This window comes from Plantactinospora siamensis (assembly GCF_042434095.1).
Lineage (GTDB): Bacteria > Actinomycetota > Actinomycetes > Mycobacteriales > Micromonosporaceae > KBS50.
Window position 1 is genome coordinate 1 of sequence record NZ_JBHLUE010000012.1, and the last position, 14,460, is coordinate 14,460.

The 14,460-nt window shown below is 73.9% G+C and carries 14 protein-coding genes and 1 pseudogene; 10 read left to right on the top strand and 5 right to left on the bottom strand.

Annotated elements, in window-relative coordinates; translation table 11 throughout:
• Positions 1–258: pseudogene (locus ACFFHU_RS16450) on the top strand (hypothetical protein); the annotation flags it as partial.
• A 104-nt stretch (positions 259–362) separates the two neighbouring features.
• Here ACFFHU_RS16450 and ACFFHU_RS16455 read toward each other — a convergent pair.
• Entirely contained in the window at positions 363–1,835 is a 1,473-nt protein-coding gene (locus tag ACFFHU_RS16455) for a purine-cytosine permease family protein (protein WP_377339845.1), read from the bottom strand.
• 171 nt (positions 1,836–2,006) lie between these two features.
• Between ACFFHU_RS16455 and ACFFHU_RS16460 the strand changes: the two genes are divergently transcribed.
• The 3 genes from ACFFHU_RS16460 to ACFFHU_RS16470 all read left to right on the top strand — a co-directional run bounded on the left by ACFFHU_RS16460 (position 2,007) and on the right by ACFFHU_RS16470 (position 4,728).
• Complete coding sequence (locus ACFFHU_RS16460) at positions 2,007–2,450, top strand: MarR family winged helix-turn-helix transcriptional regulator (RefSeq protein WP_377339847.1); 444 nt, start codon at positions 2,007–2,009, stop codon at positions 2,448–2,450.
• Positions 2,447–3,871, top strand: coding sequence for an MFS transporter (locus ACFFHU_RS16465; RefSeq protein WP_377339848.1), 1,425 nt, complete (start codon positions 2,447–2,449; stop codon positions 3,869–3,871). The genes ACFFHU_RS16460 and ACFFHU_RS16465 overlap by 4 nt, the downstream gene beginning before the upstream one ends.
• Before the next feature lie 197 nt (positions 3,872–4,068).
• Positions 4,069–4,728, top strand: coding sequence for a ribonuclease FAU-1 family protein (locus ACFFHU_RS16470; RefSeq protein ID WP_377339850.1), 660 nt, complete (start codon positions 4,069–4,071; stop codon positions 4,726–4,728).
• Here ACFFHU_RS16470 and ACFFHU_RS16475 read toward each other — a convergent pair.
• A complete protein-coding gene (locus ACFFHU_RS16475) occupies positions 4,718–5,515 on the bottom strand; it encodes an SAM-dependent methyltransferase (protein WP_377339852.1) in 798 nt (265 codons plus the stop codon). The two genes, ACFFHU_RS16470 and ACFFHU_RS16475, sit on opposite strands and share 11 nt — an antisense overlap.
• 109 nt (positions 5,516–5,624) lie before the next feature.
• Here ACFFHU_RS16475 and ACFFHU_RS16480 point away from each other — a divergent pair, with 109 nt between their 5' ends.
• Positions 5,625–6,593 carry a phosphotransferase gene (locus ACFFHU_RS16480; protein ID WP_377339853.1) on the top strand — a complete coding sequence of 323 codons (969 nt, stop codon included), beginning with the start codon at positions 5,625–5,627 and terminating at the stop codon, positions 6,591–6,593.
• 34 nt (positions 6,594–6,627) lie between these two features.
• Here the strand turns inward: ACFFHU_RS16480 and ACFFHU_RS16485 are convergent, their stop codons facing one another.
• The gene (locus ACFFHU_RS16485; RefSeq protein WP_377339855.1) at positions 6,628–7,521 is read right to left on the bottom strand and encodes a class I SAM-dependent methyltransferase; all 894 of its coding nucleotides are present in this window, start codon (positions 7,519–7,521) and stop codon (positions 6,628–6,630) included.
• 51 nt (positions 7,522–7,572) lie between these two features.
• Between ACFFHU_RS16485 and ACFFHU_RS16490 the strand changes: the two genes are divergently transcribed.
• On the top strand, positions 7,573–8,172 hold the full coding sequence (locus ACFFHU_RS16490) for a TetR/AcrR family transcriptional regulator (RefSeq protein ID WP_377339857.1): 600 nt from the start codon (positions 7,573–7,575) through the stop codon (positions 8,170–8,172).
• Positions 8,173–8,256: 84 nt separating this feature from the next.
• On the opposite strand, the gene ACFFHU_RS16495 is transcribed toward ACFFHU_RS16490, so the two are convergent.
• Together ACFFHU_RS16495 and ACFFHU_RS16500 are read right to left on the bottom strand one after the other, a co-directional pair.
• Complete coding sequence (locus ACFFHU_RS16495; protein ID WP_377339859.1) at positions 8,257–8,820, bottom strand: GNAT family N-acetyltransferase; 564 nt, start codon at positions 8,818–8,820, stop codon at positions 8,257–8,259.
• Positions 8,821–8,859: 39 nt separating this feature from the next.
• Complete coding sequence (locus tag ACFFHU_RS16500) at positions 8,860–9,654, bottom strand: GntR family transcriptional regulator (protein WP_377339862.1); 795 nt, start codon at positions 9,652–9,654, stop codon at positions 8,860–8,862.
• A gap of 170 nt (positions 9,655–9,824) precedes the next feature.
• On the opposite strand from ACFFHU_RS16500, the gene ACFFHU_RS16505 reads away from it, so the two are divergent.
• From ACFFHU_RS16505 to ACFFHU_RS16520, 4 genes are all read left to right on the top strand, one after another.
• Positions 9,825–11,126 carry a D-tagatose-bisphosphate aldolase, class II, non-catalytic subunit gene (locus ACFFHU_RS16505; RefSeq protein ID WP_377339864.1) on the top strand — a complete coding sequence of 434 codons (1,302 nt, stop codon included), beginning with the start codon at positions 9,825–9,827 and terminating at the stop codon, positions 11,124–11,126.
• On the top strand, positions 11,123–12,277 hold the full coding sequence (locus ACFFHU_RS16510; protein WP_377339866.1) for an SIS domain-containing protein: 1,155 nt from the start codon (positions 11,123–11,125) through the stop codon (positions 12,275–12,277). The genes ACFFHU_RS16505 and ACFFHU_RS16510 overlap by 4 nt, the downstream gene beginning before the upstream one ends.
• Positions 12,278–12,384: 107 nt before the next feature.
• Positions 12,385–13,362, top strand: a complete 978-nt coding sequence (locus ACFFHU_RS16515) for an N-acetylglucosamine kinase (RefSeq protein WP_377339868.1) — start codon at positions 12,385–12,387, stop codon at positions 13,360–13,362.
• 10 nt (positions 13,363–13,372) lie between these two features.
• Positions 13,373–14,344 (top strand): DMT family transporter, encoded by a 972-nt coding sequence (locus ACFFHU_RS16520; RefSeq protein ID WP_377339870.1) that lies wholly within the window; start codon positions 13,373–13,375, stop codon positions 14,342–14,344.
• The last annotated feature ends 116 nt before the right edge of the window (positions 14,345–14,460 follow it).

Here is a 14,460-nt window from a genome sequence, read left to right on the forward strand (position 1 = left end):
CTCGGTGACGCCAACGACCACGACTCGCTGGGCCTGTTCCAGCAGCGCCCGACCTCCGGTTGGGGCTCGCCGGAGCAGATCACCAACCCGCAGTACGCCACCACCGCCTTCCAGAAGGCCCTCAAGGACGTGCCGGGCTGGCAGGACATGCCGTTGACCGACGCCGCGCAGAAGGTCCAGGTCTCGGCCTACCCCGACGCCTACGCCCAGTGGGAGTCCCAGGCCGCCGACCTGACCGCCCAGTACTGGAACAGCTGACCCAAGCCACCACCCCACCCCATGCCGCTGGCCGGGCCCCCACACCGGGGACCCGGCCAGCGGCATCTCCCAGGCCGGGCCCCGCCCCGCGGCCGGGAGCCGGCTCAGGTGGTGTGTTCTTGGGTGCGCACGCGGCGGCGGCTGAGGATGGTATAGCCGAGGAATCCGATGGCGAACGAGGCGGCCACGCCGAGGTTCGCGTACGCCCAGCCGCCCTCCCGACCGCCGAGCCCGAATGGCGCCAGCAGGTAGCCCTGCCAGGACAGCCACCCGGCCGCGGCGTTGGTGACCAGGCCCCAGCCGAGCGCGGTGCCCAGGGCCACCAGCCCGACCGGCGCCGGGTTGACCGAGCCGTACCGGCCCGTCGGCCGGTAGAGGTCGTCGTCGGCGTACGGCTGTCGCCGCAGGGCAAGGTCGGCCAGGAAGACGCCGCACCAGCCCGCGATCGGCACCCCGAGCGTGATGAGAAAGCCCTGGAACGAGCCGAGGAAGCTGCCCGCGAACCACACCAGGTAGACGGTTCCGGCGATCATGATGATCCCGTCGATGCCGGCGGCCGTCCAGCGCGGGACCCGCAGCCCGAGGGTGAGCAGCGTGAGCCCCGAGGAGTAGATGTCCAGCACCGCACCGCCGATCAGGCCGAGGATCGCCACGATCGCGAACGGCACCAGGTACCAGGTCGGCAGGATCGTGGTGAGCGCGCCGATCGGGTCGGTGGCGATGCTGCCGTTGAGATTCGGGTCCGAACCGGCGAGCAGCAGGCCGTACCCGATGAGGATGACCGGCGCGAGGCTCGCGCCCACGGTGGTCCAGGTGACCACGCCGCGGCTGGACGCGGTACGCGGCAGGTAGCGCGAGTAGTCGGCGCCGGAGTTCACCCAGCCGAGCCCGAATCCGGTCATCGCGAAGATGAGCGTGCCGATGACGGCTCCGGCGGATCCGGCCGGGATGGCCGAGACGGTCGCCCAGGACACCCGGTCGACCGTGAAGGCGAGGTAGCCGACGGTCAGCACCGCGGTGACGACCGTGATGATGCCCTGTAGTCGCATGATGGCGGTGAACCCGAGGATGCCGGCCAGCACCACGATGGCCGCCACCACCAGGAACGCGGCGATCTTCGTGGCGGCGCCGTTCCCCCAGCCGAGCCGGCCGAACACGGTGGCCGTGGCCAGCGTGGCGAGGGAGCAGAGCACGGTCTCCCACCCGACGAGCAGGACGTAGCTCAGGGCCGCGGGCAGCGCGTTTCCCCGTACGCCGAACGCGGCGCGGCTGAGCACCATGGTCGGCGCCGAGCCGCGCTTGCCGGCCAGCGAGACGAAGCCGACCAGCAGGAACGAGGCGACCGTGCCGACCGCTCCGGCCGCGGTGGCCTGCCAGAAGGAGACTCCGAAGCCGAGGAAGAAGGACCCGTAGCTGATGCCGAGGACCGCGATGTTGGCGGCGCACCACGGCCAGAACAGGTCGCGGGGGGCGCCCCTGCGCTCCCGCTCAGCGATCACGTTGATGCCGTTGGCCTCGACGGACAGCCCGGCGGGCTCGGCCGGCGCGGTCCCGGCGGGGCGGACCTCGGTGCTCATCGGCGACCCCCTCGCGTGGTGTGGACCCGCAGCGGTGGTGTCCGCCATGGTATGCCGCCGGGCCGAGTCGGGGCTCGCCGCGCCGGGCCGGGTCCGCGTCCCTGGACCCGGTGGGCGTACGCAGGCAAACTGTGTAGTCTGGACTTAGTAGTTGACCGGAAGGACCGCCCGATGGACGTACGCGATCAGAAGCCGGCGCCGGCGGCCAACGCGGCCGCCCGCGACCTCGTGGTGCTGTTCCGCCGGCTGCGCGGCCGGATGCGCGACATCTCCACGAACGGCCTCACCCCGTCCCAGGCCTCGGTCCTGCTGCGCCTGGACAAGGACGGCGCCTCGTCGACCACCCTGCTGGCCACGGCCGAGGGCGTCCGCCCGCAGTCCATGACCGCCACCCTCAACGGGCTGCGGGAGCGCGGCCTGATCGAGCGGCACCCCGATCCGGAGGATGGCCGCCGGACCGTCATCACCCTGAGCGAGGCCGGCCGGGCCCAGGTCGGCGACGATCGCCGGGGGCGACGGGACTGGCTGGCCCAGACGCTCGAGGAACGGCTCACCCCCGAACAGCTCGCGCTGGTGAACACCGCGCTGGCGCTGGTGAGCGAGGCCATCGAATGACTCAGCTCGCCCAGCCCGCCGGCCGGCCGGTCACGCGGGACCGCTTCGACACCCGGCTGATCGCGCCGATGATCCTGGGCGCGATCCTCAACCCGATCAACTCCTCGATCATCGCGGTCTCGCTCGTACCGATCGGGGCCGCCTTCGGCGCCCCCGCCGCGCAGACGGCGTGGCTGGTCTCCGCGCTCTACCTCGCCACCGCGATCGGGCAGCCCGTCGTCGGCCGCCTGGTCGACCTGTTCGGGCCGAAGCGGCTGTTCCTCGCCGGCGCGGTCCTGGCCGGCGTGGCCGGCGTGCTGGGTACGGTCGCACCCAACCTGCCCACCCTGGTCATGGCCCGGGTGATCCTCGGCTTCGGCACCTGCGCCGGCTACCCGGCCGCGATGTCGCTGATCCGCAGCGAGTCCCGGCGGACCGGGCGGGACAGCCCGGCCGGGGTGCTGACCGCCCTGGCGGTGTCCAGCCAGACGATCGTGGTGATCGGTCCGGCCCTCGGCGGCCTGCTGATCGGCCTGGGCGGCTGGCGCGCCACCTTCGCCATCAACATCCCGCTCGCGCTGGCCAGCCTGGTGGTCGGGGCCCGGCGGCTGCCGTCCCGGACGCCCGCCGCGGCCGCGCCCGAGCGGGCCACCGGCGGCGCCCGGGCGGCCGTGGACTATCCGGGCATCGCGCTGTTCGCCGCCACCCTCGTGGCGCTGCTGTTCTTCCTGATGACCCCCGCCGTCGGCCACCTGTACCTGCTGCTGGTGGTGGTGATGGCCGGCGCCGCGCTGGCCCGGCGCGAGCTGCGGACCGCCGACCCCTTCCTCGACCTGCGCCTGCTCGGCGGCAACCTCCCGCTGCTGGCCACCTACGGCCGCACGCTGCTGGCGCAGACCGTCTCGTACGCCTTTCTCTACGACTACACCCAATGGCTGGAGGGCGGTCGGGGGATCGGCGCCACCGAGGCCGGTCTGCTGCTCATGCCGATGTCCCTGGTCGGCATCCTGGTCTCCACCGTCACCGGCCGGCGGCCCGAGCTGCGCGGCAAGCTGCTGGTCGGCGCCGCGGCCCAGCTGGTCGGCTGCGCGCTGCTGCTGGCGGTGACCGGGGACACCGCGGTCTGGCTGCTGGCCGCCCTCGCGGTGCTGTTCGGCGTCCCACAGGGGCTCAACAACCTGGCCAACCAGAACGCCCTCTACCACCAGGTCGACGACGCCCGGCTCGCCTCGTCCTCCGGCCTGTTGCGCACCTTCACCTACCTCGGCGCGATGGTCGCGTCGGCGCTCAGCGGCGCGTTCTTCGGCCGGACCGCCGACACCGGCGGGCTGCACCAGGTCAGCCTCGTCCTGGTGGTCGCGGCCGCGCTGCTCCTCGCGCTCACGGCCGTGGACCGGTCCCTGGCCCGGCTCGGCCGGCCCGCGGCCACCCGCGAGGCCTGACGGGCGGGCCCACTACTGGTGCGGGTCCTAGCCCCTGCTGATCGTGGCGACGGCTGCCCGGCAACCGTCGCCACGACCGGCTGTAGGGTCAACCAGTGGATCGAGCACGCACGGATCGTGGTGGCGGACAACACCCCCCGGTGGGGCCGAGCGATCGGTCGGGCCCACTCCGCGCCGGCGGCCCGGACGGTCAGGCGATGCCGGCGACCTTCCCGCTCGGCGCCACGGCGGTCAAGCGGGACGTCCTGCGCGGCCGGGTGTGGACCGCCATGCCGTACCGCGTCGTTTCCGACCGGCACGCGGAGCTGCAGCTGGCGTGCTGGCCCGGGATCGAGTGCCGGGCGCCGAGCAGCTGGACCGGGTGGCTGCGCACCGGCGACGACGCCGTCCGCAAGCAGGCGATCCCGAGCCTTGCCGCCGGGCGGTGGGAGCTGGACCGGTGGATCTGGCGGGACACCGTGGTGCTGGCCTGGTGGGGCCTCGACCCCGACTTCAGCGTGCACCACTTCCGGCCCGTCGACGGCCGGCCGCCCTGGTGGTACGTGAACTTCGAGCGGGCGCCGCACCGCACCGCCCTCGGCATCGACACCTTCGACCTGCTGCTCGACCTGACGGCCGACGCCGACCTGAGCCGGTGGGCCTGGAAGGACGAGGACGAGTACGCCCACGGCCGCCGGCTCGGCGTGATCACCGACGCCGACCACCGCCGGATCGGGCGGGCCCGGGAGCGGGCCGTGGCGCTCCTGGAAAACCGCGCCGGGCCGTTCGCCCGCGACTGGTCCGGCTGGACCGTGCCGCCGGGCTGGTCGGTCCCGGCGCTGCCGCCCGACGTGACCGACGCGCCCGTCACTCCTTGAGCGCGACGCCGCCGTACATGTAGACCTGGCTGTCGTCCACGACCGGATCCGCGGCGTCCGGCCGCCACCGGCTGACCAGGGTGATCCCGGGCTCGACCGGGCGCAGCGGGCCGAACAGGGCCGCCACCTCGGCCCGGGTGCGGGCCCGGACGGGGATGCCGCTCGAGTTGTACGTGGCCACGGTGCGGCCCCCGCCGTCGGGCAGGGTCTCGACGGTGACCGCCGAGATGCCCAGGGCGCTGCCGGCCGGCAGCGGCGCGAGCAGCGCGTCGATCACCCGGCGCGCCTCGGCGTCGTCGGTGACGTGCTGGAGCACGGCGATCATCGTCACCGCCACCGGTCGCCGCAGGTCGAGCGTCTCGCGTACCTCGGGCGCGTCGAGGATCTCGTCCGGCCGGTGCAGGTCGGCGTCCAGGTATGCGGTGCGCCCCTGGGTGGTGCTGGTCAGCAGCGCCCGGGCGTGCGTCAGCACGATCGGGTCGTTGTCGACATAGACCACCCGGGCCTCCGGGTCGATGCCCTGGACCACCTCGTGCAGGTTCGGCGAGGTGGGCAGGCCGGTGCCGATGTCGAGGAACTGCCGGATTCCCCGCTCGGCGGCCAGATAGCTGACGACCCGGCGCATGAACTGGCGGTTGGCCCGCATGGACACCGGCAGAGCGGGCGTGCTCTCGATCATCCTGGCCGCGGCAGCGCGGTCGGCCTCGAAGTTGTCCTTGCCACCCAGCAGGTAGTCGTAGACCCGGGCCGAGTGCGCCACATCGGTGTGCAGGTCGACATTGGTCATCGGAAGCCCTCCCCGTCGGCGACGAACACAGGCTATCGGAGATCGTCGACGGGCGCGGGCGCCGAAATCGGCTTCCCGCGGTGCGTCCGCTCGGCCACAATCACCCGTCATGGAAGAGCGGCCGGTTGGCGTGCACGACAGTGACCTGCTCGCGGCCCTCGACGCGGGCTGGGGGATCGGGAGCGGGGCGGCGACGTACCTGCCGGTCGGGTTCGGCAGCTTTCACTGGTCGGTGCGGGACGACGGCGGCGCGGAGTGGTTCGTCACGGTCGACGACCTGGGCGCCGACGAGGCGGCCCGGGAGGCGGCCTTCGCGGCGCTCGGGCGCGCCCTGGCCACCGCGCTTGCGCTGCGCCGGAACGCCGACCTGGCCTTCGTGGTGGCGCCGGAGCCCGCCCGCGCCGGCGCCGCCGTGCGGCGGCTCGATTCCCGGTACGCCGTCTCGGTGTACCGGATGGTCGAGGGCGACCCCGGGCACTGGGGACCGCACCGGGTGGAGGAGATACCGGAGCTGGTGGGGATGCTGGCCGAGCTGCACCGGGCCACCCCGGTGGCGGGTCGGCTGGCCGGTCGCACCGAGCTCGCCCTGCCGGGGCGGGCCACGCTGCACGCCGCGCTGGGCACGCTGGATCGGGAGTGGACCGGCGGCCCGTACGCCGAGCCGACCCGTCGGCTGCTGGCGGGGCGCGCCGATCACGTCGAGCGGCTGCTCGGCGAGTTCGACCGGCTGGTTGACCGGGTGGCCGGCGGCGGCGCCGACTGGGTGGTCACGCACGGCGAACCGCATCCGGGGAACCTGATCCGCACGCCCGCCGGGCTGCGGCTGGTCGACTGGGAGACGACCCTCATCGCCCCGCCGGAGCGGGACCTGTGGATGCTGGCCCGCGACGCCGAGGACGCGCTCGACCGCTACGCCGCGGCCACCGGACGCCGCGCCGATCCGGCGGCCATCGCGCTGTACGGGTTGTGGTGGGACCTGGCCGACATCGTCAGCTTCGTCGAGGAGCTGCGCCGGCCACACGAGGACGGCGCCGACATCGCGGCCGCGTGGCGGCACCTGAACGGTTACCTGGGCTAACGGTTACCTGGGCTGAGGGCCGCCGTCGCCGGGATCAGGGCGCGTCGGTCCGGACCGCGCTGACCGCCATCGTGGCGTACGACATCAGGACGGTGCCCCCCAGCGCGTCGACGGCCGCTCCCACGGCGTCCAGCAGCTCGCCGAGCCGGTCGGCCGGCAGCCGGGTGAGCCCGCCCTGGGTGGGCAGCAGGTCCAGCCACTCGTCCCGGGTGTAGGCGCGGGTCCAGTCGTACCGCCACCGCTCCGGCTCGGCGAAGGCGCCGGCCGCCCGGATGCCGTCGGCCACCCTCGTCAGCAACGCCTGGTAGGCGTCCACGGCGGACCGCATCGTCGCGACGTTGAGCGGCGAGTCGGGCGCCACCCGCTGGAAGGCCTCGATGAAGGCGTCGGCCACCTCGGCCGGTGGCTGGAACACGTGCCAGAACGGGGTCAGCCGGCCGCCGGGGCGCAGCGCCCGGGCCGCCTTGGCGGCGCCGGCCACCGGGTCGATCCAGTGCCACGCGGTGCCGGCCACCACGGCGGCGAACCGCCGGCCGGCCGGGTTCCAGTCCTCGAACGTGCCCACCTCGACCGGCACCCCGGTGCGGCGGGCGAAGTCGGCCATCCGCGGATCGGGCTCGACGCCGAGCACCGTGCAGCCGGCCGCCTGGAACTGCCGGGCGGCGGTGCCGGTGCCGCAACCGACGTCGAGGAAATCCGGCCCCGGGCTGCCGGCAACGATCCGCCGCACCAGCGCCTCCGGATAGCCGGGCCGGGCCCGGTCGTACCGGGCCGGGTCGACGCCGAACGATTCGGCCATGCCGCGGTGCCGGTGCGGCTCCTCGGCCGCTGGCGGGCGCGGCGGCGCCGGCCGGGTGAGCGTGGGGGGCGCGGGCGGGCCGGGCTCTGCCGGCGGTCGGGAGGCCGGCTCGGGCGGTAGAGTGGGCATGCGCCCATCATGAGTGGGCAAGCGCCCACTCGTCAACGGCAGAGGGAAAGAATGCCCACTGGGACGGCCATCCGCGACGTACGCGAGCAGCTCTTCGACGCGGCCGAACGGGTCCTGCTGCGGGCCGGCCCGAGCGGGTTGACCAGCCGGGCTGTCACCGAGGAGGCCGGCTGCGCCAAGGGCGTCCTGCACCGGCACTTCGCCGACTTCGATGCCTTCCTCGCCGAGTTCGTGCTCGACCGGGTCCACCGGATGGCGCCGGAGGCCGCCGCGCTGCGCGAGGCCGCCGGCACCGGCCCGGTGCCCGACAACGTCACGGCCGCGCTGACGGCCCTCTTCGGCTCGGTGGCCGTGGCGATCGTCCCGCTCATCACGTTCCGGGACGAGCTGCGGGCGCGGCTGCGGGAGACCTGGCCGGCCGGGGTTCCGGTGCTGACCGACGCCGCCGAGATCATCGCGGACTACCTGCGCGCCGAGCGTGCCCGGGGACGGGTGTCGCCGGACGCCGACCCGGACACGCTGGGCGCCATGCTGATCGGGTCGACGCACCTGCTGTTCGCCGACCGCACGGGCGCCGCGCCGACGGCCCACGACGTACGCCGGGTGGTGTCCGCCGTCCTGGCTGGCGCGTTGCCGCACGGCGCGACCTGACGGGCCGGTTCCGGTGGGCCAGCGCACGCGGCGGCACGGCCTGAATGGTCAGCGGTCAGCCGACCGGGCCGTCACCGGGAGCGGTCAGCCGACCGGGCCGTCACCGGCGGGGGAGTGCGCGCCCTGCCACTCGGCCACCAGCAGGCCGAGGATCACCTCGTCGACGAAGGCGCCGCCGACCCAGGCGGCCCGGCGCAGCGTGCCCTCGAGCACGAACCCGGACCGCTCGGCCGCCCGGATCATCGCGGTGTTCTCGGCCAGCGTGTCGACCTGCAGCCGGTGCAGCCCGCGGACGGCGAAGCCGTAGTGGCACAGCACCCGGACCACGTCGGCGCCCAGCCCCTGCCCCCGCAGGCCCGGCCGCAGCGAGATGCCGAGATGGGCCGTCCGGTTGTGCAGGTCGATGCCCCACAGCAGGGCCTCGCCCGCCAGCTCGTCGTCGGCGAGGCGGACCACCGAGAAGCATGCGGCGTCGTCCCGTGGGCCGCTGACCGCGTACGGCGACTCCGGCGAGCCGGGCGGGATGGGTCGCCATGGCCGCGAGTCGGCCCTGGACCGGGTGATTACGTCGTCGTAGAGCTCGGCCTGCAGCACGGGCACGTCGTCGTCCCGCCGGGCCCGCAGCATGATCTTTTCGCCTCGTAGCACGCCGCGATGTCTACCGGAGTCGGCCTACGTGGGCAACCGTTAATCGGTGATCGAGCCGCGGAACCGGTACCGGTCGCCGCGGTAGCTGGCGACGGTGTATTCGATCGGCCGGCCGTCCTGGTTGAACGCCAGCTGGGTGGCCTCCAGGATGGGGATCATCCCGTCGATCTCCAGCAGGCGCCGTTCCTCCTCGCTGGGCTGGCGGGCCTCGACGGTGTACTGCGCCACCCGGGGGAGCTGGGGCGGATCGGCCGCGCGCAGGGTGGCGTACAGCGACGCGGTGCTGAAGTCGGTGGTGGCCAGGCCGGGACACGGGGCGAGCGGCAGCCGGTTGTGCTCCAGCACCACGACCAGCCCGTCGAGGTAGCGCAGCCGGCGCATCTCGAACAGCTCGGCGCCCGGCGCGGTGCGGAGGTTCTCCGCCTCGGCTATCGAGCAGGGTCGTACCCGGGACTCCAGCACCACGGCCCGGGTGCTCAGCCCGTGCGTCGCGGCGTAGTCGGCGAACCCCTGGATGACGTGCCCGGCGGGGCGGCCGTCTCCGGGGCGCGGCGTCCGGTCGCCGCTGGCGGTGAGGTCGGCCACGAACCAGCCCCGGGCCGGCGACGGGGTGACGACGCCCTGCTCGGCCAGCTGGGTGAGCGCGGCCCGCATGGTCGCCCGCGACACCCGGTAGTGCTCGGAGAGGAGCCGCTCCGAGGGCAGCCGGTCACCCGGGCGCAGGCCGCCGGCGACGAGATCATCCACCAGCCGGGCCGCGGTGCGGCCGTACAGCAGGGCGGACGAGCTGGCGGGGAGGGCCTGCGGAACCTCCGGGACCTGGGAAACGGCCATACCAGTTAGCGTACCAGTTTCTCGCGCCGGGCCGCCGCCCGGTCCGTACCGATCGAGATACCGGGCGGGAGGTCACATACCACTTCTAGTACCAGTAGCCGAAGTGGCAGACCAGATGAGATACCAGTAGAGTCCGTCTCCTAGCCACGAACGGCGAGGAGGTACGGGCCGTGAGCAACCCGCTCGACACCGTGGTCGCCCTGCACAAGCGCGGCGTACCGGTCGGCATCACGTCCATCTGCTCCGCACACCCGCTGGTCCTGCGGGCGGCGATGGCCCAGGCCCGCGAGGACGGCAACCTGGTGCTGATCGAGGCCACCTCGAACCAGGTCGACCAGACCGGCGGATACACCGGGATGCGTCCCGCGGACTTCCGCGACCTGGTGCGCCGGGCCGCCGACCGGGCCGGAATGCCCTGGGAGCGGGTCGTGCTGGGCGGCGACCACCTCGGCCCGAACCGCTGGCGTTCGTTGCCCGCCGAGGAGGCCATGGCCAACGCCGACGTGCTGGTCGCGGCGTACGTGGAGGCCGGCTTCACCAAGATCCATCTGGACTGCAGCTATCCCTGCGCCGACGACCGCACGCCGTTGACCGGCGACGTGATGGCCGCCCGTGCCGCCCGCCTCCTCGCGGTCGCCGAGCGGACGGCCGCCGCGATCGGCCGGACCGGCGAGCTGCGGTACGTCATCGGCACCGAGGTGCCGGTCCCGGGCGGCGCCGCGGAGACCATCGACGAGTTGACGCCCACCACGGCCGAGGCGGCCCGCGGGACGCTGGCCCAGCATCGCGCGGCCTTCGCCGAGCGCGGCCTGGACCGGGTGTGGCCGCAGGTGATGGCCCTGGTGGTGCAGCCCGGTGTCGAGTTCGACCACCTGCGGGTGGTGGACTACGAGCGGGACCGCACCAAGGACCTGCAGCGGGTCCTGGACACCGAGCCCGCCATGGTCTTCGAGGCGCACTCGACCGACTACCAGACGGTGCCGCGGCTCTCGGCCCTGGTCGAGGACCACTGGGCCGTGCTCAAGGTCGGCCCGGGCCTGACCTTCGCGCTCCGCGAGGCGCTGTTCGCGCTGGCCGCGATCGAGACCGAGCTGGTGCCCGAGCCGGACCGCTCACACCTGCCGGAGGTCGTCGAGCGGCGGATGCTCGCCGAGCCCGGCCAGTGGGCCAGGTACTACACCGGCGACGCGGCGCAGCAGCGGCTGGCCCGGCGGTTCAGCTACAGCGACCGGATGCGGTACTACTGGCCGGACCCCGAGATCGAAGCGGCCGAGCGCCGCCTGCTGACCAACCTCGCCGACCGGGAGATCCCGCAGCCGCTGCTCAGCCAGTACCTGCCCGACCAGTACCAGCGGGTCCGCGAGGGTGGCCTCGACAGCGACCCCGTCGAACTCGTCCTCGACCGGATCCGCGACGTCCTGCGCGGATACCGCGACGCATCCACTCCGACAGAAGGGCGGCGAGCGGCATGACCGACATCCTCGGTCGCGACACCGACGAGCTGCGCCGGCTCGGCGCGCTGGACACCAGCCGGGAGATCGCCCAGCAGCCGGCGGTCTGGCGGCAGATCGGCCGGCTGGTGGCGGACTCGGCCGACTCCACGGCCGCGTTCCTGAAGCCGCTGCTCGACCGGCCGGAGCTGCGCATCGTCCTCACCGGCGCGGGCACCTCCGCGTACGTCGGCGAGGTGCTTGCGCCGTCGCTGCGCCGCCGGCTGGGCCGGCGGGTCGACGCCGTCGCCACCACGGACATCGTGGCCGATCCGCTGGCCAGCTTCGCCGAGGACGTGCCGACGCTGCTGGTGTCGTTCGCCCGCTCCGGCGACAGCCCGGAGAGCGTCACCGCCACCGAGTTGGCCACCGAGGTGCTGACCGACTGCTGGCACCTGATCGTGACCTGCAACGAGCGGGGCCGGCTCGCCGGCCGGTACGCCGACGGGTCCGCGTCGCGGGTGCTGGTGCTGCCCGAGGCGACCAACGACCGGGGCTTCGCGATGACGTCCAGCTTCACCGGCATGGTGCTGGCCGGTCTGCTGGTCCTCGGCGGCCCGGACGAGGCGCTGGTGGAGCGGCTGGCCGCGGCGGCCGAGCGGGTGCTGGCCAGCCGGCCGGCCGCGGCCGCGGACCTGGCCGCCCGACGCTACCGGCGGATCGTCTACCTGGGCAGCGGCAGCCTGCACGGCGTGGCCCGGGAGTCGGCCCTCAAGGTCCTCGAGCTGACCGCCGGGCGCGCGCTGGCGCTGGCCGAGTCGGCCCTGGGCTTCCGGCACGGCCCGAAGTCGGTCCTCGACGACGAGACCCTGGCGGTCAGCTACGAGTCCAACGACCCGTACACCAGCCGGTACGACCGGGACATGGTGGCCGAGCTGCTGCGGGTGCTGCCCGCCCGCAACGTCGTCACCGTCACCGCCCGCCCCGGCGCGGCGGCCGGGTCGACCGCTTGGGACCTGCCCGGACTCGAGGACGTCGACGACGCGGCGCTCGCGCTGCCCGCGGTGATCTGCGCCCAGCTGATCGGCCTGCAGTTCTCGCTGGCGCTGGGACGCACGCCGGACAACCCGTTCCCGGGCGGGCAGGTCAACCGGGTGGTCCAGGGCGCGATCATGCACCCGCTGAGCCGCTGACCAGCAGCGGTTCAGGTCAACGAAAGAAACGGTCCAGACCGGCGGTCAGCCGCGCCCGGACGGCACAGAGCTGACGTCAGCGGTGACGCCAGCCGGAGGGGAGACAGATGTTCCTCGGTGTGGACGGTGGCGGCACGAAGACCGCCTTCTGCCTGCTGCGGGCCGACGGCTCCGTCGCGGCTGAGGCCACGACCGCCAGCAGCTACTACTTCACGGACGGCATCGACCTGGTGAGCCGGGTGCTGAAGGAGGGCATCGACGCCGTCTGCGCGACGGCGGCGATCACCCCCGCCGACATCGGGTTCGCGTTCTTCGGGATCCCCACGTACGGCGAGGTCAGCGGCGACGTGGCCGTCCTCGACGCGGCGCCGCGGGAACTCCTCGGGCATGACCGGTATCGGGTCGACAACGACATGGTCTGCGGCTGGTCCGGCTCGTTGGGCGCCGCCGACGGCATCAACGTGATCAGCGGCACCGGCTCGATGACGTACGGCGAACGCGCCGGCTGCGGCCTGCGGGTCGGCGGCTGGGGCGAGCTCTTCGGCGACGAGGGGTCGGCGTACTGGGTGGCCATCCGCGGCCTGCAGGCGTTCTCCCGGATGAGCGACGGCCGGCAACCCGCTGGCGCGCTGCTGGAGGTGCTGCGGGACCGCCTGGAGCTGTCGGCCGACCTGGACCTCGTCGACGTGGTGCTGAACCGCTGGCAGGGCGACCGCGGTCGGATCGCGGCCGTGAGCCAGCTGGTCCACGCGGCGGCCGACCGGGGCGACGAGGCGGCTCGGGAGATCCTCGCCGACGCCGGGCGGGAGCTCGCCCTGCTGGTGGAGGTGACCCGCCGCCGGCTCGGCTACGGCCCGGACGAGGAGGTGCCGGTCTCGTACTCCGGCGGCACCTTCGGCGCGCCGCAGGTGCTCGACGCGTTCCGGCGCCACCTGCACACGCTGCACGACCGGTACGACCTGCGCCAACCCATGTATTCACCGGTGATCGGCGCGGCGCTCTACGCCGCCAGGCAGGCCGGCAACCCGCTCGGCGCGGAGGCGCTCGATCGGCTGCGGACCACCCCGACCGCCACCGCCGCCTGAGGAGGCAGAGATGTCAACGACGACGTCAGCACGCGTCAGCCGGAGCTGGATCCCGTACGCGGGTCTGCTCGTGCTCTTCTGGGGTGTCTGGGGAGCGTTCTCCAGCGCCCCGACCGACAGGTACGGATACCCCGACGGCATGGTCTACGTCGTCTGGGCGATCATGATGATCATCCCGGCGGCCGTGGCGTTGCGCGGCGCCCGGTTCGACCGCCGCCGGATCGCGGCGGTGTACGGCCTGCTGGTGGGCCTGACCGGCGCCGGCGGGCAGCTGCTGCTGTTCAAGGCGCTCACGATCGGCCCGGCCTACCTGATCTTCCCGCTGATCGCGCTCTCCCCGGCGATCACCGTGCTGATGGCCACCGCGCTGCTGCGCGAGCGCATCCCGCGGCTCGCGGTGGTCGGCGTGGTGGCCGCGCTGGTCGCGGTGGTGCTGTTCAGCGTGAGCGGCGGGGACGGCTCGGCCACCAGCGGGCCGTGGCTGATCCTGGCCATCCTGGTCTGCGTGGCGTGGGGCGTGCAGGCGTACTTCATGCGCAAGGCGGCCACGGTGGGGGTCAACGACGCCACCACGTTCAGTTGGATGACCATCAGCGGCCTGCTGCTGGTGCCGGTCGCCATCTGGATGGCCGGCGGGCTGGCGCTGGACGCGCCCTGGCAGGCGCCCGGGCTGGCGGCCGTCACCCAGCTGCTCAACGCCGTCGGCGCGCTGTTCCTGGTGATGGCGTTCAGCCGAGGCAAGGCCTCGATCGTGGCCCCCACCACCAACGCCCTGGCGCCGGTGCTGACGGTCATCCTCTCGCTGGTCGTCTACCAGACCCTGCCGTCGGTCTGGGCCGCCATCGGCATCGTGCTGGCCATCGGCGGATCCACCCTGATGGTCTACGCCGACGAGAAGCGCGGCGAGGCCGCCGCGGCCAACGTGACCGACCCGGTACCGGCGCGCCCGGACGCCGGCCGGCAGGTCGGAACCCGCCGGTAGCGGCCGAACGAGCGGCGGCCGCCGGCCGCGCAGGCGGACCGGCGGCCGCTTCGGCCGGCACCGCCCGGCCCGCCCCGACCCGGTCCACGACCAGCGGTTCGGCGGTAGCGGCGGCT